The organism is Paraburkholderia sediminicola, assembly GCF_046026855.1.
Lineage (GTDB): Bacteria > Pseudomonadota > Gammaproteobacteria > Burkholderiales > Burkholderiaceae > Paraburkholderia > Paraburkholderia sediminicola_A.
The window spans coordinates 266,537-291,768 of the sequence record NZ_JAQQET010000001.1 but is presented as its reverse complement, the minus strand read 5'-3'; the positions used below and the strand labels follow the sequence as shown (position 1 = coordinate 291,768).

22 protein-coding genes are annotated in these 25,232 nt (G+C 61.4%); 12 read left to right on the top strand and 10 right to left on the bottom strand.

Annotation, left to right across the window (positions count from 1 at the left end):
* Window positions 1-606 precede the first annotated feature (606 nt).
* The 6 genes from dmpG to PQR40_RS01235 form a co-directional block, all read right to left on the bottom strand.
* Window positions 607-1,638, bottom strand: a complete 1,032-nt coding sequence (gene dmpG, locus PQR40_RS01260; protein WP_408508250.1) for a 4-hydroxy-2-oxovalerate aldolase — start codon at window positions 1,636-1,638, stop codon at window positions 607-609.
* A 10-nt stretch (window positions 1,639-1,648) separates the two neighbouring features.
* Entirely contained in the window at window positions 1,649-2,548 is a 900-nt protein-coding gene (locus PQR40_RS01255; RefSeq protein WP_408508249.1) for an acetaldehyde dehydrogenase (acetylating), read from the bottom strand.
* A 34-nt stretch (window positions 2,549-2,582) separates the two neighbouring features.
* Window positions 2,583-3,365, bottom strand: a complete 783-nt coding sequence (gene dmpE / locus PQR40_RS01250) for a 2-oxopent-4-enoate hydratase (protein WP_408392444.1) — start codon at window positions 3,363-3,365, stop codon at window positions 2,583-2,585.
* 84 nt (window positions 3,366-3,449) lie between these two features.
* The gene (locus tag PQR40_RS01245) at window positions 3,450-4,841 is read right to left on the bottom strand and encodes a DUF1329 domain-containing protein (protein WP_408508248.1); all 1,392 of its coding nucleotides are present in this window, start codon (window positions 4,839-4,841) and stop codon (window positions 3,450-3,452) included.
* 100 nt (window positions 4,842-4,941) lie between these two features.
* Entirely contained in the window at window positions 4,942-6,531 is a 1,590-nt protein-coding gene (locus PQR40_RS01240; RefSeq protein ID WP_408508247.1) for a DUF1302 domain-containing protein, read from the bottom strand.
* Window positions 6,532-6,660: 129 nt separating this feature from the next.
* Window positions 6,661-7,545, bottom strand: coding sequence for an SDR family oxidoreductase (locus PQR40_RS01235; RefSeq protein WP_408340507.1), 885 nt, complete (start codon window positions 7,543-7,545; stop codon window positions 6,661-6,663).
* A 243-nt stretch (window positions 7,546-7,788) separates the two neighbouring features.
* Between PQR40_RS01235 and PQR40_RS01230 the strand changes: the two genes are divergently transcribed.
* The 4 genes from PQR40_RS01230 to PQR40_RS01215 all read left to right on the top strand — a co-directional run bounded on the left by PQR40_RS01230 (window position 7,789) and on the right by PQR40_RS01215 (window position 10,443).
* The gene (locus PQR40_RS01230) at window positions 7,789-8,613 is read left to right on the top strand and encodes an alpha/beta fold hydrolase (RefSeq protein WP_408340535.1); all 825 of its coding nucleotides are present in this window, start codon (window positions 7,789-7,791) and stop codon (window positions 8,611-8,613) included.
* Window positions 8,614-8,717: 104 nt separating this feature from the next.
* Window positions 8,718-9,503: an SDR family NAD(P)-dependent oxidoreductase gene (locus tag PQR40_RS01225; RefSeq protein WP_408228051.1), complete on the top strand. Its 786-nt coding sequence runs from the start codon at window positions 8,718-8,720 to the stop codon at window positions 9,501-9,503.
* Window positions 9,504-9,511: 8 nt separating this feature from the next.
* Complete coding sequence (locus PQR40_RS01220) at window positions 9,512-9,904, top strand: nuclear transport factor 2 family protein (protein WP_408228054.1); 393 nt, start codon at window positions 9,512-9,514, stop codon at window positions 9,902-9,904.
* 17 nt (window positions 9,905-9,921) lie between these two features.
* Window positions 9,922-10,443, top strand: coding sequence for an LbetaH domain-containing protein (locus PQR40_RS01215; RefSeq protein ID WP_408508246.1), 522 nt, complete (start codon window positions 9,922-9,924; stop codon window positions 10,441-10,443).
* An 84-nt stretch (window positions 10,444-10,527) separates the two neighbouring features.
* On the opposite strand, the gene PQR40_RS01210 is transcribed toward PQR40_RS01215, so the two are convergent.
* Window positions 10,528-11,529, bottom strand: a complete 1,002-nt coding sequence (locus PQR40_RS01210) for a helix-turn-helix transcriptional regulator (RefSeq protein ID WP_408340511.1) — start codon at window positions 11,527-11,529, stop codon at window positions 10,528-10,530.
* Window positions 11,530-11,713: 184 nt separating this feature from the next.
* Here PQR40_RS01210 and PQR40_RS01205 point away from each other — a divergent pair, with 184 nt between their 5' ends.
* The 3 genes from PQR40_RS01205 to PQR40_RS01195 all read left to right on the top strand — a co-directional run bounded on the left by PQR40_RS01205 (window position 11,714) and on the right by PQR40_RS01195 (window position 17,218).
* The gene (locus PQR40_RS01205; protein ID WP_408228063.1) at window positions 11,714-12,625 is read left to right on the top strand and encodes a helix-turn-helix domain-containing protein; all 912 of its coding nucleotides are present in this window, start codon (window positions 11,714-11,716) and stop codon (window positions 12,623-12,625) included.
* 589 nt (window positions 12,626-13,214) lie between these two features.
* A complete protein-coding gene (locus PQR40_RS01200; RefSeq protein ID WP_054042606.1) occupies window positions 13,215-13,640 on the top strand; it encodes a DUF3830 family protein in 426 nt (141 codons plus the stop codon).
* Between the two features lie 758 nt (window positions 13,641-14,398).
* Window positions 14,399-17,218 carry a YadA-like family protein gene (locus tag PQR40_RS01195; protein WP_408340513.1) on the top strand — a complete coding sequence of 940 codons (2,820 nt, stop codon included), beginning with the start codon at window positions 14,399-14,401 and terminating at the stop codon, window positions 17,216-17,218.
* 98 nt (window positions 17,219-17,316) lie between these two features.
* Here PQR40_RS01195 and PQR40_RS01190 read toward each other — a convergent pair whose 3' ends face one another.
* The 3 genes from PQR40_RS01190 to shiA form a co-directional block, all read right to left on the bottom strand.
* Window positions 17,317-17,445: an MFS transporter small subunit gene (locus PQR40_RS01190; protein WP_408392432.1), complete on the bottom strand. Its 129-nt coding sequence runs from the start codon at window positions 17,443-17,445 to the stop codon at window positions 17,317-17,319.
* 10 nt (window positions 17,446-17,455) lie between these two features.
* Window positions 17,456-18,859 carry an L-lactate MFS transporter gene (locus tag PQR40_RS01185; protein ID WP_408237289.1) on the bottom strand — a complete coding sequence of 468 codons (1,404 nt, stop codon included), beginning with the start codon at window positions 18,857-18,859 and terminating at the stop codon, window positions 17,456-17,458.
* Between the two features lie 418 nt (window positions 18,860-19,277).
* On the bottom strand, window positions 19,278-20,606 hold the full coding sequence (gene shiA / locus PQR40_RS01180; RefSeq protein ID WP_408237286.1) for a shikimate transporter: 1,329 nt from the start codon (window positions 20,604-20,606) through the stop codon (window positions 19,278-19,280).
* 365 nt (window positions 20,607-20,971) lie between these two features.
* Between shiA and PQR40_RS01175 the strand changes: the two genes are divergently transcribed.
* The 5 genes from PQR40_RS01175 (at window position 20,972) to PQR40_RS01155 (ending at window position 25,177) form a co-directional block, all read left to right on the top strand.
* On the top strand, window positions 20,972-21,196 hold the full coding sequence (locus PQR40_RS01175; protein ID WP_408508245.1) for a hypothetical protein: 225 nt from the start codon (window positions 20,972-20,974) through the stop codon (window positions 21,194-21,196).
* Entirely contained in the window at window positions 21,174-21,893 is a 720-nt protein-coding gene (locus PQR40_RS01170) for a GntR family transcriptional regulator (RefSeq protein ID WP_408340519.1), read from the top strand. Before PQR40_RS01175 ends, PQR40_RS01170 begins: the two co-directional genes overlap by 23 nt.
* Window positions 21,894-22,444: 551 nt before the next feature.
* Window positions 22,445-23,692, top strand: coding sequence for a formyl-CoA transferase (frc, locus tag PQR40_RS01165; protein ID WP_408237277.1), 1,248 nt, complete (start codon window positions 22,445-22,447; stop codon window positions 23,690-23,692).
* Window positions 23,693-23,723: 31 nt separating this feature from the next.
* Window positions 23,724-24,509, top strand: coding sequence for a fumarylacetoacetate hydrolase family protein (locus PQR40_RS01160; RefSeq protein ID WP_408237274.1), 786 nt, complete (start codon window positions 23,724-23,726; stop codon window positions 24,507-24,509).
* The gene (locus tag PQR40_RS01155; protein WP_408508244.1) at window positions 24,506-25,177 is read left to right on the top strand and encodes an NAD(P)(+) transhydrogenase (Re/Si-specific) subunit beta; all 672 of its coding nucleotides are present in this window, start codon (window positions 24,506-24,508) and stop codon (window positions 25,175-25,177) included. Before PQR40_RS01160 ends, PQR40_RS01155 begins: the two co-directional genes overlap by 4 nt.
* Window positions 25,178-25,232: the final 55 nt, after the last annotated feature.

Genomic DNA, 25,232 nt, shown 5'->3' with positions numbered 1-25,232 from the left:
ATCTGCGCAATGGTTCATCGTCTCACGCGCTACGGGGTACCGACGCCTCACTCGAAGATCGGGTTTGAACTACCATGCACTTGCGCATCTCACGGCCAGGTAACCGGACATTACGTCGCGCCGAGGCGAAACCAATGGCACTCGCCGCTCGCAAACGAAGCCTCTGGTTTCCCGTCTCGCGTTGTTCTCATCGAGGCGAAACCGATGGCGCTCGCCGTTCGAAAATGAAGCACTGGTTTCCCGTGTAGCGCTATTCTTGGCGAGGCGAAGCCAATGGCACCCACCACGCCAGAACAGGGCCCCATGTTTTCGATGAACTGTTCCGGCGAGCACGTAGTGCGAGGCGGGAAGCATGACGGCCTTGTCACTGACGCGGAGTGTGCGAGAACACAGATTCCAGATGCACCACTACCGCGACTGTGCGGGGGACCCGCTTATGCGCTAGCGGTGTGAGCTGCTTTCTTTTGCCTACTTTTCTTTGCAGCAGGCAAAGAAAAGTAGGTGCCTGCCCCGCACAGGGGCGAACGCTAATAGACCACTGAGAAAACAAGGAAAGGCCAACGCCATAAAAAAACACCCAAGCGCCGCGCAGGCAAAAAAACAAAATTACACCAAAACCCCCCGCTCCCGAGCAAGCGTCAACGCCGTATCTTCAATCATATCCTCCTGCCCACCGACAAGCCGCTGCCTCCCCATCTCAACAAGAATATCCCGCGCCGGAACCCGATACTTCGCTTCAGCCCGCTTGGCAAACAACAAAAACGACGAATAAACACCAACATACCCAAGCGTCAACGCATCGCGATCAATCCGAATAGGCGCATCCATAATCGGCAGCACAAGATCCTCGGCAACATCCGAAATCCCGAAAACATCAACGCCAGTCTCAATCCCCATCCGCTCGCACACGGCGATAAAAACTTCCATCGGCGTATTTCCCGCGCCGGCACCAAGCCCCGCAGCAGCCGCATCGATACGATTGGCGCCGGCAGCAATAGCCGCAATCGAATTGGCGACGCCCATCGCAAGATTGTGATGTCCGTGAAAACCCAGCTCGGTTTCGGGCTTTAACGCAGCGCGAACTAGACCGATGCGCGCGGTCACATCGTCGGGCAGCATATAACCGGCCGAATCGGTGATGTAGATACAGTTCGCCCCATACGATTCCATCAGCTTCGCCTGGCTGACAAGTTGCTCGGGCGGCGACATGTGCGCCATCATCAGAAAGCCGACAGTATCCATCTCCAGCTTGCGCGCGAGACCAATGTGCTGCTCGGATACGTCTGCTTCGGTGCAGTGCGTCGCCACACGGATCGTATGCACGCCGAGATCGTGCGCCATGCGCAAATGCTCGACCGTACCGATGCCCGGCAGCAACAGGGCAGATACCTTGGCCTGCTTCACTTCGGCAATCACGGCGCTCAGATAGGCTTCGTCGGTATGCGCCGGGAAACCATAGTTGACCGATGCGCCGCCCAGGCCGTCGCCGTGGGTCACTTCGATCAAGGGCACGCCGGCAGCGTCGAGTCCGCGCGCAATCGAGCACATCTGGTCAAGTGAAATCTGATGGCGCTTGGGATGCATGCCGTCACGCAAGGTCATGTCGTGTACGGTAATTCGGGTTCCTGCTAAAGACATAGTCGGCTCCTCACGCGGTGGCGGGCGATGCGGCAAGCATCTGTTGGGCAAACAGTTCGGCGGTACGCGCGGCGGCGGCGGTCATGATGTCGAGGTTGCCGGCATATTTCGGCAGGTAGTCGCCGAGGCCTTCAACTTCCATGAACACGGACACGCGGCGGCCATCGAACACCGGGCCATTTTTCAACGTATACCCAGGCACGTATTGGCGTACTTCGTCGATCATTGCGTGCACCGAGGCCGTAATCGCTTCGATATCCGGATCGGTTTCAGTCAGGCAATGGATCGTGTCGCGCATGATCAGCGGCGGTTCGGCCGGATTGATCACGATGATCGCCTTGCCTACCGCCGCCCCGCCGATCTGTTCGATCGCGCGTGACGTGGTGCGCGTGAACTCGTCGATGTTCTTGCGCGTGCCGGGACCGACCGAACGCGACGACACAGTCGCGACGATTTCGCCATACACCACGCGCTGCACGCGCGACACTGCGTACACCATCGGAATCGTGGCCTGGCCGCCGCACGTGACCATGTTGACGTTCATGGCCAGCTGGTCGATCTGCGCAGCGAGGTTGACCGGTGGCACGCAGAACGGGCCGATTGCAGCGGGCGTCAGGTCGATCACGCGTACGCCACGCGCGGTCAGTTTGTCGGAGTGCTCGCGGTGCACATATGCGGAGGTCGCGTCGAAGGCGATGCGGATATCGTCGGCGGCAAGATGCGGCAGCAAGCCGTCAATGCCGTCGGCGGTCGTCTTCAGTCCCATTTCGCGGGCGCGTGCGAGGCCGTCGGAGTCCGGGTCGACGCCGACCATCCAGACGGGTTCGAGCACCGCGCTGCGGCGCAATTTGTACAGCAGATCGGTGCCGATATTGCCGGGCCCGATCAACGCGCATTTGATCTTGCTCATTCAATGCATCCTCAAGGAAAAGACAGTCAAACGGTCAGATGAAGCGCACGGAACAACTGCCGATGCCTTCAATCCGCATGTGCAACTGGTCGCCACACGCAACGGGAATCAATGCCGCCAGGGAACCCGACAGCACGACTTCTCCGGCGAGCAACGGCACGCCGAGTTCGCCCAGCGTGTTCGCGAGCCACGCGACTGCGTCGGCCGGGTGACCCAGCGCGGCAGCGCCGAGCCCTTCCGCTACGCGCGTACCATTCTTGTCGAGGGTCATGCGGCAAGCGGCGAGATCGAGCGAGTCAGGTGCGACGCGTTCATCGCCTAGCACGTAGACGCCGCATGACGCGTTGTCGGCCACCGTGTCGCCGATGCGGATCGCCCAGTCGCGGATGCGCGAATCGACAATCTCGAAGCACGCGCCGACTGCTTCCGTCGCGGCAAGCACGGCGTCCCGGGTGATGCCCGGGCCGCGCAAATCGTGCTCCAGATAAAACGCTATTTCGCCTTCCGCGCGCGGCGCGATCAGCTTCGCGATCGGGATGTCCTCGCCGGCGACGTAGTGCATGCCGGAAAGCAGCACGCCGAAGTCGGGTTGGCGTACGTCGAGCATGTCCTGCACGGCCTGGCTCGTCACGCCGATCTTCTTGCCGACAATGGTTTCACCCGCTTCGATGCGGCGCGCGACGAAGTGTTGCTGCACACGGTAGGCGTCGGCGAGCGGCAAACCGCCGGCGCGCGCCGAGAACGGTGCAATCGGCGCGCGTTCGCGCCATGCGTGGTAAAGCTCGTCGCCGAGTGTGGCGTGAAGTGTCGAAGTCATGGCGAGCGAAAATAGAAAGAGTAAAGCGCCGGGGCAGAACCTGAACTCGTCCCCGGCTTTGGCTTTAACAGAGACGCAACGAAATCAGTTGCCCGCGCCACGAATCGCGTCGGGTGAGAAAAACGCTTCGGTCATTTGCGAGCCACGTGTGAGCACCGGCATCGGTTCCTGATTCGCCAGACGGTCCGCGTAATAGGCGCCCGAGATCAGGTCGTGATAGAACACAGCGGTCGAGTAGAACGATTTGGCGTCGTAGGCATACAGCGTCGGGGCGAAGTTGGTGCGCCACAGCGTGCCGCGGGCGTCGTAGTTGTCGGCGGCGACTGCGTTCCACGTGTCCTCGTCGAGATACAGCACCCGTTTCGCGTATTGATGGCGATAGCCGGACTTGAGCGTGGCCTGCAACACCCACACGCGGTGCAGTTCGAAGCGCATGTACTGCGTGTTCTCATGGCCCTTGGTCAGCAGATCGGTGTATTTGATCGACGGGTCCATCAGCTTGTAGTTGTCGTACGGCACATACACTTCGCGTTTGCCGATGATCTTCCAGTCGTAACGCTCGCCCGAACCGTTGAAGAGGCGATCATCGTCGACGGTGCGAAAGCCACCAGGCCCTTCGGGCTGGTCGAAGCCGAACTCAGGCGCCTGGCGCACGCGTCGCGTGCCCGGGTTATACGACCAGGTGCGGCGGGTGTCGGAGCCCTCCTGATCCCACATCTCATAGCCGGTGATGATCGTGCCGCGATCGGAAAGCGGCAGCATGGTGGTCTGACGGAAGAAGCTCTTCGCGTTCAGTGCGTTCTTCGGATCGAAATGCTCCGCGCTGCGCGGTCCGTAAATCGCGTATTGCACCTTGCCCCATGCGATATTGCCGTCCGGGTAGACCACGGCCTGGTCGTAAGTCGCGGTTTCGCCTTCGATCGCTGATGCAAAACGCAGATCCCACATCGCCTCGACGCCGTTTTTCGGCACCGGGAACGGCGTGACTGGCGGGAAATCCTTCAGGCCGTTCTGGTCTTTCGTCATCGTGGTGTTGAGCGCGTACAGGCGGATGTTCTTGTACACGGCGTCGCCATAGCTGAAATCGCGGTGGCTCGGATAGACGGGAATCTTGAAGCTGTCCGGATACTTCTTGAGCAGGGCCTTCTCGCCGTCGGTGAGACGCGCGTCGTATTGCTGCATGTTTTGTGCGGTGATCACGAACAGCGGCTTCTCGTTCGCATACGGATCGGGGAAGCGCTGGCCCGGCTTGTAGTCGACGCCCGGCGGCGTGCCGACCCATTTGCCGCTCCAGGCGGGGATCGTGCCGTCGGCGTTGCCCGCGCGCTCGGCGCCCATCGGCGTGAGCGGGCCTTCGAGCTTGGCGAGATCTTCCGGGCTGGTTTTGGCGAACGACGGAGCGCCTTGTGCGGCGGCGAGCGCGGCACCTGCCGCGAGCACGCAGACACGCAATACGGGATTGAAAATTCGACTCATGACCAAATCCTCTTGCAGTAAAAAGACGGCTGATTCAAAGGGTGATGCATGCTGCAAAGCGCCTGAAGCACAAGGCGCTCAACAAGCTCGGTGCGCAGCATCAGAACGAGTAAGTCGCGGTAGCGAGCACGTAGTCGCGATCCGCGAGCGGGCGATTGGTCGGGTCCGGGCTGCCGAGGAATTTCGCGTAGACGAGGGCGAGTTTCAGGTTGCTCAGACGCGTGAAGTTCACGCCGACGGTGACGCGGTGGTCGCCCACGCCGGTCATCGAACCGAGCGCGCCGGCAAGCGCCGACTTGCCGGTGAAATCGTCGGCATAGGTGATCGGCACGTCGACGTCCCAGCCGTTGAAGACGTTCTTGTAGCTGAGCGTCCATGCCACTTCGAAGGCGGCGGAATTACGCGTGTTGGCGATCGTCGACGAGCCGAGTAGCGGCGTGATGTTGCCGGCGTGCACATACGAGACTTCGCCGACCAGGGTTTGCGAGGCGGCGAGGAACGTCGGTCCGATCGAATAGATCGCGGAGAGATTCGACTGCCAGACGTCACCACGTGTCGATTGCGCACCGGCAGGGGTGTTCACCAGCACGGCGGCGCCTTGCCGATAGGACGTTTCGCCGGCCACGTTCACGCCGTTCAGGTCGGTTGAAAAACTCAGGCCGGTGAGTTTGATGTTGTCGAAGTACTTCTGCTGGTACTCAAGCGTGGGGAAGTAGGTCGTCACGACACTCGGATTCATGTCGTTGTAGTGCAGGTAGTACGCGCCGATTTCGGTGTCGCCGAATACGCGCCAGCGTGCGCCGAGACCCCATTGACCGCTGTTACCCGGGCGAATGTCGGGACCGCGCGGGATCTGCATGCCGCCCGGTCCGATAATGTATTCGGCACCGGGGCCGACCACGTCCGAGTAGCTCATATAGCTGCCCGGCGCGCTCAGCTGATTCGGCTGGAAGGAAAACTGGTAGTAGCCGAGCAGGCTGAAGTTCGGCGCGATCTGCCACTGCGTCGAAATTTGCGGAACCGGCAACAGGACGTCTTTCACCTCGGCGCCGGCGACGAACGATTTGGTGGCGTCTGCGGGGCCCTGCGCACCGGCAATGTTGGGGAAGAACACGCTCTCGCCCCAGGCCACCACCTGATCGCCAACCTTCACGTTCAGACTGGTGCCACCCAGCCTGAACGTGTTGTAGACGTAAGCCGCGAGCAGTTGGGTGCGCCCGCCAGCCCAGTAATTCGCCTGTTCGGTGAAGTTGTTGTAGACGCCGCTGTGATTCACCGTGCCGGGTGCGTCGTTGTAGTTCGAGTGCTGATACGCCTGGTCGTAGAACGTGTCGGCTCGCACGAAAACACCCCAGTCGTCGTGCTTGAGGTTCACTTCGCCGAGCAGGCTCACCTGATTCTCGATCAGCTTGTTCTTCGCGAAGTTGCGGTCGCCGTCATCGCCGTTGATGTTCTCCGGCGTCAGCAGATTGCCACTCGGCGCGCGCGTGCGCATCCCCAGGCCGTAGCCGAGCGTGAAGGTGTAATCGAGCGTGGTGTCCACGCCGAGATTGACGGTGTCGCCCGCGTAAGCCGGCGTGGCGAACGTCGTCATCGTTGCTGCCGACGCCGCTGTCAGCACGGCGAGTCTGCATGCCGCGCACACCGCGCGCAGCGCTGGTGCGCGCTCTTGTGTTCTGTTGATCTGCATCCTGTCTCCTCTGTGGTCACGTCTGAAATTTGTTGTGATCAGAGGTTAGGGGGCACGTGCGGCGCGAGAATCGTCAAAACGGACTAGTCGCTTGCCCCAGGGAAGCGAGGTGTGCGCGTGCGAAAGTGTCTAGGACTTCGTGGCGAACGCCTTGTGCAGACCGGTGGCCGCGAGAAAGGCGGGCACTTCGCCACCGCCTTCGAGGATCAGGTTGCTGCCCGATGCATAGGCGGCGTGCGATGAGGCGAGGAACAGGCACGCGGACGCGATATCGCCGGGTTTGGCAAGACGGCCTGCGGGAATGGTCGCGGCGATGTTGTCGAGTGCAGCGTGTTCTTCTGCCGGGGATGTGCCCGTGTGGCCGCTAGTGGCCGCTTCGGTTTCGACGAGACTTGGGCTCACCGCGCACACGCGAACTTTGGGCGCCCATTCCACCGCGAGCGAGCGCACGGCATTCAGCAGGCCGGCTTTCGCTGCGCCATAAGCTGCGGTTCCCGGCGACGCCCGCAAACCGCTCACGCTGCCGATGAACAGCAAGACGCCACCTTCCGGTTGCTGTTGCATCAGCGCATTCGCACGTTGTGCGATTTGCAGCGGCGCCAGCAGGTTCAGACGGATGACCGCTTCGGTGAAGCGCGGCGAAGCTTGCGCGGCGAGCGCGAACGGGGCGCCCCCCGCGTTGCTGACAAGCACATCGAGCCGGCCGGCTTCGCGTTCGATCTGCGCGAGGAGGGCGTCGATTGCGTCGATGTCGCGCACATCCGCGGCAATGAAGCGGGGGGCTTTCTCAGGAAGACCTTTGTGCAAGTCCTTGCGCGAACCCGTAGACGAACCCGCGCGGAAGCCATCATGCAAACCCGCCTCGGAGCCTGCCGCCACGCTCGCAGGCGGCGTGCGTCCGCACACGTACACCGTTGCCCCAGCATCGTTGAACGCTTGCGCGATAGCCGCGCCGATCCCTTTGGTGCCGCCCGTTACCAGCACCACCTTGCCGCTGAAATCGAACCCTGTCATTGCCGCTATCTCTCTCTGTTCATGTGGGGCCGATGGTAGGAGAAATGCAGCTTTGCCTCGTAGTCTGAAAAGACGATGTCCCGCTGTGGATTCGAAGCGATGATGTTTTCGCTGGCGACCCTCACACAATCTGCCGCGCCGAAGAGCGCGGCGCGAGACAGGAGACAAGCGCGCATGAACGCAACGCCCACCGAATCCCAACACGCCGACGCGCATAGTAAGTCCGGCAGCGCGCCGCCGACCATGCAGGCGCCCAAGGGGGTTTTCACGGAAGTCCCCGGCGGCCTGACACTGCATCACTTTGAAGCCGGCAGCGGCGCGCCTGTTGTATTCATTCATGGCAGCGGCCCTGGCGCGAGCGGCTTCAGCAACTTCAGGCATAACTATCCGCAGTTCGCCGCAGCGGGTCACCGGGCGATCGTGGTCGATCTGCCGGGTTACGGCGCATCGTCGAAACCCGCGGACGTGAATTACACGCTCGACTTCTTCGTTAGCGCGCTGCGCGCGCAGCTCACTGCGAACGGCATCGGCCGGGCAACCTTGCTCGGCAATTCGCTCGGTGGCGCGATCGCGTTGCAATACGCGCTCGACTATCCCGACGACGTCGACAGCCTGATCATGATGGCGCCGGGCGGCGTCGAGGAGCGCGAGACCTACTTCAAGATGGAGGGCATCCAGAAGATGGTGTCGCTCTTCACGAACCGTCAGATGAACCGCCTGACGATGCGGCAATTGCTCGAACTGCTGGTGTTCGATCGCAGCCTCGTCACCGACGCGCTGGTTGAAGAGCGTCTCTCCGTGTGCGAGCAGCAGCCGCCGGAAGTGCTTTCGACAATGCGCGTACCCAACCTGACGGAACGGCTCGGCGAACTCAAATGCCCCGTGCTGGGTTTCTGGGGCACGGACGACCGCTTCAATCCGGTCAGCGGCGCGATGCGTTTTCTCGAACACTGCGCCGACGCGCGCTTTGTACTGATGAATCGCTGTGGCCACTGGGTGATGGTCGAGCATCGGCGGTATTTCAATCGCGAATGTCTGGAATTTCTCGCGGAGCGGCGCGCCGCTTGAGGCATGCTTCGGGTGCGGCGCGCCGGGCATGATCGGCGTGTCGGGCGCGGCAGACGCAAGGCCGCGCGGCGCAGAAACCCCAACTACAACATTACGGAGACGGTATGACATTTCCCCATCAACTGTTCGACATGAGCGGCAAAGTGACCGCCATCACGGGCGGCGCGCGCGGCATTGGAGCGCAGACAGCGCGCACCCTGGCGGCGGCCGGTTCCGCGATCGCGGTGCTCGACGTGCTGACCGAACAGGGCGAGCAACTGGTCGCCGAAATCAATGAATCGGGTGGCCGCGCGGCGTTCTGGAAGATGGACGTCACGCAGGAAGACAACGTGCAGCGCGTGTTCGGCGAAATCGCCACGCGCTTTGGACGGCTCGACGCGCTGGTGAACAACGCGGGTATCGAAGGCGCGAATCTGCCCACGCACGAAATGACGCTGCAGCAATGGCAGAAGGTCATCGACGTCAATGTGACGGGCGTATTCCTCTGCACCAAGTACGCGATTCCGCACCTGCTGACGGCGGGCGGCGGCTCAATCGTGAATCTGTCGTCGATGTATGGGCTGGTCGGTGGGCCGGACGTGCCGGCGTATCACGCCTCGAAGGGTGCGGTGCGGCTGATGGCGAAGACCGACGCAATGCTGTACGCCACGCAGAATATCCGTGCGAATTCCGTGCATCCCGGCTTCATCCGCACGCCGTTGCTGGAAGAGGCATTCGAAAAACTCGGCGACCCGGAGCAGATTTTCGCGCATATGAAAACGCTGGTGCCGCTCGCGAAGATCGGCGATCCGCAGGATATCGCGGCAGGCATTCTCTATCTGGTGTCGCCGGCCGGCCGCTATGTGACGGGCACGGAGCTGGTGATCGACGGCGGCTATACCGCGCGCTAGGAGGAAGGATGAACACCAGTGAAAACATGAAGGCGCGCCTCGTCGACTATATCGAGGCATTCAATGCGGCCGACGCTGCACGTGTCGTGGCGTTGTTTGCCGATAACGCGAGCGTCGAAGACCCGGTCGGCACGCCGCTAAAAGAGGGTAAAAGCGAGATCGAAACCTTCTATACGTATGCGACGTCGCTTGGCGCCCGGCTAGAGTTGATGGCGCCGCCACGCGGCTCGCACGGCAATAGCGCGTCGATCAGCTTTCGCGTGCATATCGCGGCGCAAGACGGCCGGCCCACGCATATCGACGTGACCGACGTGATGGACTTCGACGCCGCCGGGAAGATTCTGCGCATGCGCGCGTACTGGGGCGCGGACGACTACCACGTGCTTGCAGACGCGAACTGAACCGGGACGGCAGCGCGATGGCGTTCTACGAGTTCAACGGCAAGCGGCCGCGCGTCGACCCGTCGGCTTATGTTCATCCGAGCGCTGTGCTGATCGGTGACGTGACGGTGGACGCCTGCTGTTACATCGGCCCGCATGCGAGCTTGCGTGGGGATTTCGGTGCGGTAGTGGTGGAGTGCGGCAGCAACGTGCAGGACAGTTGTGTGCTGCATACCGGCGTGGCGAATAGCTGCTGGCTTGGCGTCGACAGTCATATTGGGCACAGCGCGATCATTCACGGCGCGACTTTGGAGCCGAACACGATGGTCGGCATGCATGCTGTTGTGATGGACGGCGTCGTGCTCGGCGCGGCGAGCATCGTGGCCGCTTGCGCATTCGTCAAGAAGGACTGGCGGGTGCCCGCGGGCATGCTGGTGGCCGGGGTGCCCGGGCGCGTGGTGCGTGCCCTGAGCGAAGACGAGATCGTGGCGAAATCGTCCGGAACCCGGATTTACCAGCAACTCGCGGCGGATTGCCTGCGCACCATGCGCAGTGTTTGAGGTTCGACGCCGCGCATGATGCGGCATTGCTGCGGCCGGCCGGCTCGACATGCGCACCGGCCGCAGCGCTCTTTGATACCCCGCCTACGTCACATACCCCTGTGCCACATTGATCAACTGCACGCGGTTGCGCACGTTAAACAACTGCCGCAGGCGCCGCAGGTGGTAGTCGACGTTATGCGGCGACAGCCCGAGGAAGTAAGCGATTTCCTTGTCGCGCTGCCCCTGCACCACTGCCTTCAGCACCGCATGCTGCAATTCGCTCAGCGTGACGCGCTGCTGCTGCGCGGGCGCGATCCCGATCACGCTTTTCGCGTGCGTCCAGATGAATTCGTGGATCGTGTGCGCGAACATCAGTGTTTCGGCCACGATCGATTCCGTCATCCAGCGCGGATTGCCGATCTCCGAGTTGAAGCACAGGCTCGCGCTCAGCTCCGGCTCGGGCAGCGGCATCTGCGTAAGAATCCCGCTTTTGCGGCCGTTGGCCTCCAGCATGTCGATCAGCCCGCCGAGCCGCTCGCTACGCATCTGCGCGCGTGGCAGGTCGGCGCGCATGTCGGCGGTGTTCCACAGGAGCGGCATGCCGGTCGGCGACGCCAGCGCAACGCGCGGATCGAGCTCGAAATAACGCTCGCGGAAATAGCGCGTGAGCCATGTCTGCGACTCGTAGCTGGTCAGCACGAACATCGTCTTGTGATGCGCCGTGGTGCGCGTGGCTGAATAGCTGAACGAGTCGAAGCCCAGTTGCTTGATGCGCCGCCGCACGAATTCGATGCGGTCCTGCGCGCTGCCAAATCGCACCAGCGGACTGATTATTGGTGCGGCCCGCCGCGCGGCGGGCGAGGGCGTGCCAATCTCCTCTTCTGTGAAGAGCGTGAGGAAACCCGCGGGCACGATGCCTGATGCAGTGCGGGTGGATGCCCTGGATGCTTCAGCCGCGTGGGCTGATTTCTCGGGTTGCCGCGTGCCGGCCGGGTAAGCCGGTTGTGCAGTAACCACTGAGTTGTAAGCCGCCGACACGTGGCTGGCTTCGCCTTGCGGCGAACCCGTCAGCCAATGCGGCAGCGTATCGCATTCGTGTTCCATGAAACGGTAGCTCCGGCGTTCGAAACGCGTGATGGACGACAACCTGGATGATTAACTATTTCCAAATATTACGGTAGCCGGTTCCTTGCTATCATTTTTGAGATCTTGCGCTGACCTCTAACCGGCGACGCGGGTGTGACAGGGTTTGTTCATGTGCATACGGGACCTCCCAGAAAGAGACGTGATGGCAAAAATTCCAAAGCTGACAACGACGCTCGCCTACGACCGCTACATGGCGGGCCAGAAACTGGTGTCGAGCGTGGATCGCCCGTGGCGGCACCTGGTGCTGCGCTCGTACCTCGAACCGGCCGAGCAGGAACTGCTGGAGGCGCCCGGCCTGCAGGACGTCACGCTGATGACGCTCGGCAGCGGTGCCGAACACCTCGAGCGCAACCTGAACGGGCACTGGGAGAGCGCCGACCTGCGCGTGGGCGACGTCTGGTTCGTGCCGCCCGTACCGATCTCGTGGCGCTGGCATTCGATCAGCGATGAGCCGCTATCGACCGTCCATTTGCACCTGGAGCGCAGCCTGATCGACAGCGTTGCCGACCAGATGGAGCTGGGCGGCTCACGCGAGCTGTCGCTTGGCGACGCGATGCAGTTTCACGATCCACTGATCGTCGCGATGCTCGGCGCCTTGCATCGCGCCGCGGGCGACCCCGCCGACTCGCGGCTGTATGTCGACTCGCTGGCGCACGCGCTCGCCGCTCATCTGCTGCAACATTACTCGCGTGGCCGTCAAGCGAGGACCGGCCTGCCGCCGCAGCCCGAGCGCCTGGTGCCGCGCCGCATTCGCCGTGTAACCGATTACATTCGCGCCAATCTTGCCGCCGATCTGGCCATTAGCGAACTGGCCGCGCATGCCGGGTTAAGCAGCTTTCATTTTGCTCGTGTGTTCCGCCGCGAGACCGGTGAAACGCCCCACCAGCTTGTCACGCGCTTGCGGCTCGAGGAAGCCGCGAGGCTGCTGCGCGCCACCGATCAGCCGGTGCTGCAAATCGCCATTGCGGTTGGTTTCGAGAACGCCAGTCATTTTTCCGTGCAGTTCAAGCGTGGCTACGGCGTGACGCCGCTTGCCTACCGCCTGCGCGGCTGAGAGTCGGGTTGCGCGGCTGGATCGTGCGGGCGGCTCGCAGCTGCGATGCCCAGGCGACAGACGGTTGACGGCACGCGGGCGTTCGCCAGCGTCGACGCTGAGCAGCGCGGGAATGCCTGGCCGCCGCGTGGCATAGTGTATCGAGGCCGGTCGCGGTGGGTCGTCGAGGGCAAAGTTTATTGAATCGCCGAAACGGGAATCACGCACTTTTCGCAGTTTGCTGTGCATTGCGCGCCTTGCAAACTACGAACTTTCGTGGCGCGCTGGGGGATCGACCTGGCACGCACGGGCCTCGATGCTGTTCCGACCACGCCTGGAATCGCCGGGTTCAATATGTGGGCAGTTGGAGCAACGGAAAATCGTTGTGCCTGCTGGGGCAGCGGTGGGTCGCGGCGGGTTGCCGTGGGCGAACGGTGGCCTGCTCGATGCGCGGTAGCCGCGGCCACTGGGTCAACTGGCCTGACCAGTTGTGCGGCAATTGTATCTGTCGAAGCATTGCATCGGCCGACAGAATATTGGGCCTACGGCTTGGCTTTAGCCGGCGTCTGACCGACCATTCCACTCAACCCGCCACACCGGATACCTAGCGATGACCCGACTTCGAATCACCTCCTGCGGCCATGTTTTTACCGCCGAAACTCATCCTGACGCGCCGCAAACGGTAGCAGCCTTTCTGAAGCTCCTGCCGTACCGTCAGAAGATCATTCACGTGCGCTGGAGCGGCGAAGGCTGCTGGGTTCCGCTTGGCGACTTCAAACTCGAAAACGACGGCGTGGCGGTCGGCTTCGAAAATCATACGAGCCATCCGTCGGTTGGTGACATCCTGTTCTATCCGGGCGGTTATAGCGAAACGGAGATTATTCTCGCGTACGGTTCGTGCTGCTTCGCAAGCAAGCTGGGCCAGCTCGCGGGCAATCACTTCCTGACCATCGTCGAAGGCAAGGAAAAGCTGCGCGAACTCGGCACCAAGGTGTTGTGGGAAGGCGCACAAGAGGTGCTGTTCGAGAAGATCTAAGGTGGCGATGCAGTGTCTGCATGGCCCGCAGGGGCCGCGTCATGCCGCTGGTTAATTTCCTCTGCATAAATCGAGCACGCTGGAGGCGCCCGGGGCGGATCTAACCGCTCACGGCCTGCCTCCGGAGCAGGATTTTCAGTCAACTCCAGGCGCGTTGAGTGTGGCGCGCAGTACCTTGCTTTCGCCGCTCACGCAGCAAGTCGAGGAAACGATTTTCGGAATTACGTTTCCGATGCGCCTCGGCACTTAGGCGGCCTCCCTCCGCGAGCGGCATCAGACCGCACGCTGACTTTTCTCGTTCGATAGCCCTGTCACGCACAATGCCACACCGTGGGCTTAACGCCTGCCCTCGAGGCTTGAGAAACGTTAGGAGCGTGTCTTGACACGGCCTAAAAATATCTCGGCTTATCTAAGATGTTTGGCACTTTGCGTCCTAAACAGGGTATGCCGTTTGTACTTATTCAGGCTAAAAAATCGCTTTTAGGAGTTTTCGTATTCGTCGCGTTGAAAGCTGACGGCACACTATGAACGTCGCGTTTATTGACCAGGTGAAAGCGCGATGCATTCTTAAATTTTTGGCCTTTGAGTTACATACGTATATCCGTTGTTTCTTGAACTGGCGGCAAACTGGATGCGACACGTTTGTCCGTCCGTGAATGTGCGATGCATTCTTAAGTTTCTCTGCAGTTGAGTTAAATATTTAGGATATCTTAAGAAAAATCTTGGTAACCGCATGTCGATAAGAAAGACTGGGAGGAATGTTGAATAAAACCTACAAGACTGTTTGGAACAGAACGACCCGCACGCACGTCGCTGCGTCCGAGGTGGCGAAGAGCCGTGGCGCGAAGGGCGCGTCGGCACGGGGGGTGATGGTGGCCGCTGGCGCCGGATTATTGAGTGCATTGACGTTTTCGCTGCCGGCGGGCGCTGAAGAATGCGGGGTGAGCAATGGCGATTGTGCGGCGTTGGCTGGAACGTTGAGTCCGGCGTCCGCGCTGAATGACAACGCGTCGAAGACGCCGCTCAATTTGATTATGAACGGGACTGCCGGGGCGGCGGCCAGCTTGCTGGCGTCCGCCCCGCAGTCACTTGCATCCACGGTGAACAGTGCCTCATTACTGAGGGCGGGCGCTGTGGCTTCAGCAGACGACGAACCGGTCACCCAGTACATCGCCGTTAGTCCGGTGATTACGCCAGGTTTGACAACGACAGCGCTATATGGGGAGAACGCCATGGCGGTCGGTGTCGGGGCGACCGCCTTGGGTGACGGCTCGCTGGCGGTTGGTGCGAGTTCGGGAGCGGCATTGAATAGCGCCACCGCGGTGGGCTCCGGGGCAGGGGCGCTGGCGGTGAATTCAACGGTTGTGGGCGCAAACGCTACGACCAATTACTTCGCTGACAATGGCGTGGCGATCGGTTATCTCGCGAAGGTGCAGAATGCCAACGCGCTGGCCATCGGCACGAACGTTCAGACCAACGCGGAAGATTCCATCGCAGCGGGCAGTAATGCGTTCATTGCCACAGAGGCGAGCAGGGCGATTGCGCTCGGTTCCGGCGCGAGCGCCACGGCCGCGGACTCCGTGGCGCTGGGCGCCGATTCCTCGGCTACTCGCGCTAATGTAATTTCGGTAGGCAACGGCACGCTGCAACGTCAGATTGTGAACGTCGCTGCCGGCATCCAGAGCCATGACGCCGTCAATATCGCGCAATTGAAAGGCGCGCTGGCCGGGATCGGCGGCGGCGCGGACGTTGCGGATGACGGGCAGATCACCAAGCCCACGTACACCGTTGGAGGCGCAACCTATAGCGACGTTGGTTCGGCGCTGTCCGCACTGGCCATCACGGGCGCAGCGGCTACGGCGGACGCGGTCCAGTACGATTCGGCGGCGCACGATAGCGTGACCTTCGGTCAACCCGGCACCCCGGTGCGGATCACCAACATACAGGCCGGGACGCTTGCAGCCGACAGTCTGGACGCCGTGAACGGCTCGCAACTGTTCGCGACCAATCAGGCGGTGGCGCAGAACGCCAGCGACATCGCCGCCAACACCGGCAGCATCACCGACCTCGATCAGCGCGTCACGAATAACACCACGCAGATCACCAACCTCGACGGGCGCACCACGACGATCGAGGGAGACGTGAGCAACATCACGAATCAGATCACGAATGGCGAGATCGGCCTTGTCCAGCAGGATCAGGTGTCGCGCAATCTCACGGTGGCTAAAGACGCAGACGGCGCCAGTGTCGATTTCACCGGCACGGGCGGCGCACGCGAACTGACAGGTATCGCCGCGGGCACCACGGATACGTCTGCGGTCAATGTCGGGCAGGTCAAACCGATCGTGGCTGCGCTCGGCGGCGGCGCGCAGATCAACGCCGACGGTTCGCTGACCGGTCCCACCTATCACATGCAGGGCAGCACGCAGACCACCGTCGGCGACGCGCTCGGCTCGCTCGACAGCGGGCTCACCACCTTGCAGCAAAACATGGAGACCGGCGGGATCGGCATCGTCACGCAAGATCCGGTGTCGCGCATCATCAACGTCGGCGCGACGACGGACGGCAGTCTGATCAACATAGCCGGCACCGCGGGCAACCGGGTGCTCACCGGTGTGGCGCCTGGTGCGGTCAATGCTGGCAGTACCGATGCGATCAACGGGGCGCAGCTCTATACGCACGCGGCGAGCACGGCGGTGGCGCTTGGCGGCGGCTCGACGGTCAATCCGGACGGCTCGGTGACGGCGCCGTCGTACAGCGTGGGTGGCACGGTCGTGAACAACGTTGGCAGCGCGATCAGCAATCTGGACGGTCGCGTGACACAGAACACCAGCGATATTGCCGGACTGCAAACCACGATCAGCAACATTAGCGGGTCGGTGGCGAACGCTGTCCAGTACGACAGTTCCGCGCACGACAAGGTGACGCTCGGCGGCGCGGCAGCCAATGCGCCCAAGGTCACGCTTACCAACTTGCAGGACGGCGAAGTCTCGGCTACCAGTAGCGATGCGGTGACCGGCGCGCAACTTTGGAACACCAATCAGCAGATCGGCAACCTCGGTCAGGCCGTGAAGAATAGTCAGGTCACCGGCAGCTCATATGTCGCCGTGAACAGTACAGGCAATGCGGCGCAGGCGATCGGCAACGGTACGGTGGCGATCGGTGGTGGCGCACGAGCGAGCGCGCCGAACTCGGTTGCGATTGGCGAGGGCTCGATTGCCGATCAGTCGAACACGGTTTCGGTCGGTTCGTCCGGCAACGAGCGCCGCATCACGAACGTCGCGGTGGGACAGGCGCCCGGCGACGCCGTGAATATGCAGCAGTTCCAGGGCGGCATGAATGAAATCGCGCGCAACGCGTATTCGGGCACGGCGTCCGCTATTGCGTTGACGATGGTTCCTGAGGTCGATGCGAACAAGAATCTCGCGATCGGTGTCGGGACGGCTGGCTATAGAGGGTATCAGGCGGTCGCGGTCGGTTTGTCGGCGCGCGTTACGCAGAGCCTCAAGGTGAAGCTCGGGGCAGGCATCAGTTCTGCCACGACGACAGTCGGCGCCGGTGCGGCGTACCAGTGGTAGCGGGGCAAGGAGGGTAGGAGGGCGCGCGCAGTTCGCGCGCGCCGACACGCTTTTCCCACACCCCGCACGTTCGCGCGTGTTGGGGTGTGGCGCAACACTTACTTGAACAGCTTCATCGCTTGCGTGAGCGTATTGACCACGCCCCATGCAAGCGGCAGCGTCACATACAGCCAGAAGACGGCGAGCTTGACCTTGTTGGTCGGATGAACGGCTTGAGCGGTCGACATGCGAGTCTCCTTAGGCGCCTTTGGCGAGTTGTGCGTCGGTCATGTGGTGCTTGTCGTCGACACGCTTGACCAGCAGGTTGCAGACGAAGCCGATCACCAGCAGCACAACCATGATGTGGATCGTCATCGTGTAGGCATCCGCCTTTGCCACGCCGTGCGCCACTTCGTACGCACGGATGTAATTCACCAGCACAGGACCCGCGACACCTGCCGCTGCCCAGGCGGTCAGCAGCCGGCCGTGAATGCCGCCGACGAACGCAGTGCCGAACATGTCCGCGAGGTAGGCGGGCACGGTCGCGAAACCACCGCCGTACATCGACAGGATCACGCAGTACGCGAGCACGAACAGGGCGATCTGGCCGGATGCGGCGAAGCCGGGCACGAGGTAGTACAGCACCGCGCCGAGCGCGAAGAAGATGAAGTAGGTGTTCTTGCGGCCGATCCAGTCCGAAGCCGAGGCCCATACGAAACGGCCGCCCATGTTGAACAGCGACAGAAGACCGACGAAACCAGCCGCTGCGGCAGCCGTCACGGTGTCCTTGAAGCTCTCCTGGATCATCACCGAGGCCTGGCCGAGAATGCCGATGCCAGCCGTCACGTTCAGGAACAGCACCAGCCAGATCAGATAGAACTGCGGCGTCTTCAACGCCTGATCGATGTCCACATGATTACGCGAAATCATTTTCTTCTGATTGGTCGCGGGCGGCGTCCAGCCGGCGGGCTTCCAGTCCGCCGGCGGCACGCGAATCGCGAGCGAGCCGATCGACATCGAGATGAAGTACGCGATACCGAGCACGACGAACGTCTCGGCTACGCCGATGCTGGTCGCGCTGCGGAAGTGGTTCATCAGCGCCACCGACAAAGGCGCTGCAATCATCGCGCCGCCGCCGAAGCCCATGATCGCCATGCCGGTTGCCATGCCGCGACGGTCCGGGAACCAGCGGATCAGCGTCGACACTGGCGACACATAACCGAGGCCGAGTCCGATCCCGCCAATCACGCCGTAGCCGAGATACAGCAGCACGATCTGATGCAGATACACGCCAAGCGCGGAGACCAGGAAGCCGCCGCCGAAGCAGCATGCCGCAGTGAACATCGTGCGACGCGGGCCGACATGTTCGAGCCATTTGCCGGCAAACGCCGCCGACAAACCCAGGAACACGATCGCCAGCGAAAAGATCCAGCCGAGCGACGTCAGCGACCAGTCGTCAGGGGCGGATTGCGTAATGCCAATGACTTTGGTCAACGGACCGTTGAACACTGAGAAGGCGTACGCCTGGCCGATACAGAGGTGGACGGCGAGCGCCGCGGGCGGGACCATCCAGCGCGAAAAGCCCGGTTTCGCAACGGTGGCCTGTTTGGAAAAGAATGGCGCAGAGCCTGACTGGTCATTCGGCTCGGTGATACTACTCATGGTCGGTCTCCCGTGACGAATTCTTTGTTATCGGCGTTTCATACTCAATGCTTGAGTGCCGCGGCGTAAAAATTGCAGATCCATGCTTCGGCGATATATGTATTTTGATTTCATATCGCGTGCGCAATTTTGATATGGAACTTGCTGCGACGAACGATAGGACGCGAACTTAGCCTTTGCAATATGAGATGAAAATGCATAAGGCATTAGCCTGGTGAAATGCGACCGTAATTTGCCGAATTGCGGCAATGCGACATGAACACGTGGAATGGACTACCGAATGCAGGGGGGGCTGGACGACGGAATTGGCGCGAAGGCGGAGATGGGGGGAAGCACAAAAATTCACCCCTCCGAAAACAAACGGGCCGGCATTGGCATCCACGCCAGGCCGGCCCGCTGCAACAGTCATCAGCAAGAATCAGGCGACCGTGCGCCCGGTCTTCATCCTCGCCGCCACGAGTACCGAGATCAGGCAGCCGATTGCCAGATAGGCTGCCACCGGATGCCAGGAGCCGCCGGCAAGGCCGACCAGCGCCACCGCGATAAACGGCGTGAAGCCACCGCCCACCACGCTCGCCACCTGATAACCGACGCCCGCGCCGCTGTAGCGGTACTCGGTGCCGAACAGTTCGGTGAACATCGGTTGCTGCACGCTCACGACCATGTCGTGGGCAACGTTGGCAAGCATGACGGCGAAGATCACGATCCACACCGTCGAGCGGGCTTCGAGCGCGAGAAAGAACGGCACCGCGCTGAACATGCCGATCAGCGCGCCGATGATATAGATACGCCGGCGGCCGAAACGGTCCGCAAGCCACGCGAAGCAAGGGATCGTCACGCAGCTCACCGCGCCGACCAGCAGGCCGATCGAGAGGAAGAACTCGCGCGGCATGTGAAGATTTGCGGTCGAGTAGTTCAGTGCGAACGCGGTCACGATATACATCGTGAACAACTCGGCAAGCCGTAGCGCGATGATCAGCAGGAAAGCCTTGGGGTGCTTCAGCAATGCCTCGACGATCGGCAGCCGTACGCTGCGTTCACCGTGCTCGCCGACTTTCTCGACGAACTCCTTCGATTCTTCCATGCTCGAGCGGATCCACAGCGCGATCAGCACCAGCACCACGCTGAACAGGAAGGGTAGGCGCCAGCCCCAGCTCAGGAACGACGCATTGTCCATCGAGCGGCTGATGATCGCGACCAGGCCGGTCGAGAGCACGAGACCCACGCCATAGCCGACCTGCACGCCGCTGCTGTAAAACGCCTTCTTCTTCTCCGGCGCGCTTTCGACGGCCATCAAGGCCGCGCCGCCCCATTCGCCGCCGACCGCGAAGCCCTGGATCGCGCGCAAGGTCACGAGCAGCACCGGCGCCCACCAGCCGATACTGGAGAAGGCCGGCAACAGGCCGATTGCCGCAGTGGAAAGGCCCATCATCATCACCGTGAGGACCAGCATGCGCTTGCGTCCAAGCCGGTCGCCGTAGTGGCCGAACACGAAGCCGCCGAGCGGCCGGAACAGAAAGCCGACGCCGAAGGTCGCGAATGCGGCGAGTGTGCCCATCGCCGGGCTGACCTTCGGGAAGAACTCGGCGTTGAAGACGAGCGCGGCGACAATGCCATACAGCAGAAAATCGTACCAGTCGACCACGGCGCCGACGAAGCTGCCAAGCGCCGCCTTGCGTGCCCGGCTGCGCGCAGTACGGTTGTCGGCGACGGCCGCTTTCGGCGGCTTTGGGATGGTGGTACTCATGACGGTGTCTCCTTGGGATTCTGGGGTGCTGTCTGGGAGCGCGCGACAGGTGCAGGCAGTGGCCGCCGCGGGCTCATCACAGATTCCCCGAAGGTTAATGATGAGGAGCGGTTCCCACAATCCGCATTGAGAAGAAATTGCGCGATCATCGAACGCGGCTGCGCGCATAGCGCGCGTTTTGCGCGTTTACACGGAGCTTCGCCTGTTTACGCGAGCATAGGAGCCAGCCGCTATCTACCCGTGCTACCTTGAACATGCAATCCTAAAAACAACATCGACTGATATACTACATACGGAATATTGATTTTTGCGGCGCTGCAGCATATGATTGAGCCCTCTGTTCACTCAATCATTCGGAGCTACAAATGGAATTTGTTCCTCTCGCGCTGCTTACCGTTGCTGTCGTGGGTTTAGGTTCTGCCGCCACCGTCCTGTTGACCCGCTGGATCCCGCAGCCGGTTGCGCAGCTCGCCGCACAACATGGCCGGTTCATCGGCCTGGTTGCGGAAGATGGCGGAATGGTTGCGGCGCCGCCGCATCGTGCGCATGTTCAACAAGAGGCGATGAATGTCGTCAGAACTTCAAACTGAAGCAGTGGCCACACCCTTGACGTTGTCGTTGCAACCCATCGGCGCGAGTGCGAGCTTGCGCGATCAGGCGTATGTAATGCTGCGCCAGGCCATTGCCGACGCGGATATCTACCAGACCCGCGAAGAAATCCGCCTCGACGAGCGCGTGCTGAGCGAATCGCTGGGCGTGAGCCGCACGCCGGTGCGTGAGGCGATGACGCTGCTCGAACAGGAAGGTTTTCTACGCATGGTGCCGCGGCGCGGCATCTACATCGTGCGCAAGAGCAAGCGCGAGATCGTCGAAATGATCCAGATGTGGGCCGCGCTTGAAAGTATGGCGGCGCGTCTTGCCACACTGCATGCCACGGACAAAGAAATCGCCCGCCTGCGCCACATGTTCGACAATTTCCGCGACGCCACGCCGGCCGAGCACATCATTGAGTATTCCGACGCCAACATCGCGTTTCATCAGGCGATCGTCGAGCTGTCGAAGTCGCAGATCATTCTCGACACGATCAAGAACATCTTTATCCACGTGCGAGCGATTCGCCGCATGACCATTTCGCAGAGCGATCGCGCGTCGCGTTCGATCGTCGACCATCTGCGCATTATCGAGGCGTTGGAGAAGCGCGATACCGAACTGGCTGAACGACTGACGCGCCAGCATTCGCTCGATCTGGCGGCGTTTGTGGAAGCGAATTGCGATTTTCTGGATTGACGGCTGCTTAGGTGCCTGATCGGCGCAACGAATGAAAAAGGCCCACGGTGATGTCATCACCGCGGGCCTTTTGCTTTTCCGATCCGCACGTGTGCGCCGCGGTCGGATAAGGAAATAGCGTCAACACCGCGCCACCGGAATCATCTCTCCGACGCCGCATTCACCTGGCCTCTTCGGCTCATGTTCATGAGCGTTCACCATTTCTTTCTTTGCTAGTCGCCGCCTCGCAGTGAGGATAAGCCTGGCTTGACGGTCGTTGAAATATAGTATGTGATATATCAAAGGCGATCGAGACAGTAACCCCTCGGTGTTTTCCCTCGAATCGAGCTGACCGGAGCAGCGTCATCTCGCTGAAATGCAGGCCAGACAGGTATTTGAGGCAGAAATCTCAAAACAGTCGTATTTTGAGATCGCACTTGATTGAACGTGATATATCACATACCGTATGTGCCGAGACGTACCAGACATCCGCGCGAGCGGACGTTATCGAAGCGGGCGTGTCGGTCGATAACCGTTGCATACAACTGACTGATCAGGACAGGAGACTTGACATGAGCAAAGCACTCGACGGTGTGCGCATTCTCGATTTCACGCATGTGCAATCGGGCCCGACCTGCACGCAGTTGCTCGCGTGGTTCGGCGCGGACGTGATCAAGGTGGAGCGGGCCGGTGCCGGCGACATCACGCGTGAGCAGTTACGCGATATCCCCGATGTGGATAGCTTGTACTTCACGATGCTCAATCACAACAAACGCTCGATCACGATCGACACCAAGAACCCGGAAGGCAAACAGGTTCTCGAGACGCTGATCCAGAAATGCGACGTGCTGGTAGAGAATTTTGCACCGGGTGCGCTGGACCGGATGGGTTTCACGTGGGAGCGAATTCAGGAATTGAATCCACGCATGATCGTGGCGTCGGTGAAGGGATTCGGCCCTGGCCCTTACGAAGATTGCAAGGTGTATGAGAACGTCGCGCAATGCGCGGGCGGCGCGGCCTCGACCACCGGTTTCGATGATGGTCCGCCGGTGGTGAGCGGCGCGCAGATCGGCGACAGCGGCACGGGTTTGCATCTGGCGCTAGGCATTGTCACGGCGCTGTATCAGCGCACGCAAACCGGGCGCGGTCAGAAGGTGCTCGCCGCGATGCAGGACGGCGTGCTCAACCTGTGCCGCGTGAAGCTGCGCGATCAGCAACGGCTCGACCGCACCGGTACGATGAAAGAGTATCCGCAATATCCGAATGGGAAGTTCGGTGAAGCGGTGCCGCGTGCGGGGAATGCTTCGGGCGGTGGTCAGCCAGGCTGGATTCTGAAGTGCAAGGGCTGGGAGACGGATCCCAATGCGTATATCTACTTCATCACGCAGGCGCCGGTGTGGGCGAAGATCTGCAACGTGATCGGCAAGGAAGAATGGGCCACCGACCCGGACTACGCGACGCCTGCCGCGCGCTTGCCGCATCTGAAGGACATCTTTGCCGAGATCGAGCGCTGGACCATGACCAAGACCAAGTTCGAGGCCATGCAGATCCTCAACAAATACGATATCCCTTGCGGGCCGATCCTGTCCATGAAGGAAATCGCCGAAGAGCCGTCACTGCGCAAAACCGGCACGATTGTCGAAGTGGATCATCCGACTCGCGGCAAGTATCTGACGGTTGGTAATCCTATCAAACTGTCGGACAGCCCGACCGAAGTCACGCGCTCGCCGCTGCTGGGCGAGCATACCGACGAGGTCATGACGGAACTCGGCTATTCACCCGAGCAGATCAGCGCATTGCGGACCGCCGGCGCAATCTGAACGCTCAATCTGAAGGCTCAAGGAGTGACGTATGGAAACATGGATGCGTTTCATGTCGAGCGACGGCGGCGTCGTGTTCGGCCGGGTGGAAGGCGGATATCTGCACGAGTACGAAAGTCTCGATCAGCCGGTACCGACCGGTGCGGTGTTGTCGACACGTGCACTCAGGCCGCTCGCGCCGTGTGCACCCGGCAAGATCGTCGCGTTGTGGAATAACTATCACGCGCTCGCGGCGAAGCTCGATAAGCCTGTGCCGGCGCATCCGCTATTTCTGTTGAAGCCGGCGGATTCGGTGATCGGCTCGGGTGAGCCGATCCGCCGGCCGCTCAGTTACGCGGGGAAGATCGTCTACGAAGGCGAACTCGGTATCGTGATCGGGCGGCGCTGCCGCGATGCGAGTGCCGGAGAGGCTGCGGAATCGATCTTCGGCTACACGCTCATCAACGACGTGACCGCAGCCGATCTGTTGAACGAGAATCCGCACTTTCCGCAGTGGTGCCGCGCAAAGGGCTTCGATACGTTCTGCTGCATCGGACCCTCGATTGTCTCCGGTTTCGACTGGCATGCGGCGCGTCTCGTGACGATGCTCGACGGTGTGGAGCGGCAGAATTATCCGCTCGCCGATATGGTGTTTTCACCTGCCGAGCAGGTGCGTCTGATTTCACAGGACATGACGCTCGAGCCGGGCGATGTCATTGCTTGCGGTACGTCGGTGGGTGTGGGTTCGATCAAGGACGGTGCGACGGTGACGATCTCGATCGACGGGATCGGCACGCTAAGCAATACGTTGACTGTCGCGCATGAGGTAACCCTATGACGCGACGGCCGCGGCTCGTTGCGCTGCTCGGTAGCGTCGGGGGGCTAGCTGTCATGTCGGGCGCATTTGCGTGTTATCTCTCGGCGGCGGCCCAGGCGGATGGCGAGCGCATCGAACTCTATGCAGCGGTGTTCATCGGCGCGCTTATTTTCGCCACGTCCGCAATCGAATTCTGCAAACTGCGTGGCGCGTTGGCGTTGAGCGTGACGGCACACCCGGGCCATCGCATTGTCAATGTGCTGACGCTGCTGCTATGCGGATGGCTCGGCTACGGCTTTGTCACTGAACGCGTGCAACCGTTTGGACTCCCCGCGTTGCTTGCGATGAGCGCGCTGGCCGTTGCACTAGGCGTGCATCTGATGGCGAGCCGCGCCTATTCCAGCAATCCTCGCGCTCATGCATTCACCGGACGCCGTCATCACCACGCGTTAACGTTGGAACGGTTGGAGCAGTTGGAGCCGCACGGGTTGCTGGCGCGCATCGAATGGCACGGAGGCGAAGAACAGGCGTGGGTGCTGCGTGAGACTGAGACGACAGCGCCAGGCATGGTGCGCGCGGCAGCATTCCGGCACCGCCGCGGCTGGCATGTCAGTGGGAACATGAGTGTACAAAAGCGCGGGCCCGTCCGCCAACGTTCCACTCATCGCGCGATGTACCGTCAAAGATGAATATACAGAAGCGCCGGGTGGCAAGCAGAGCGATTGGCGGGATTGCCCCGCAGAA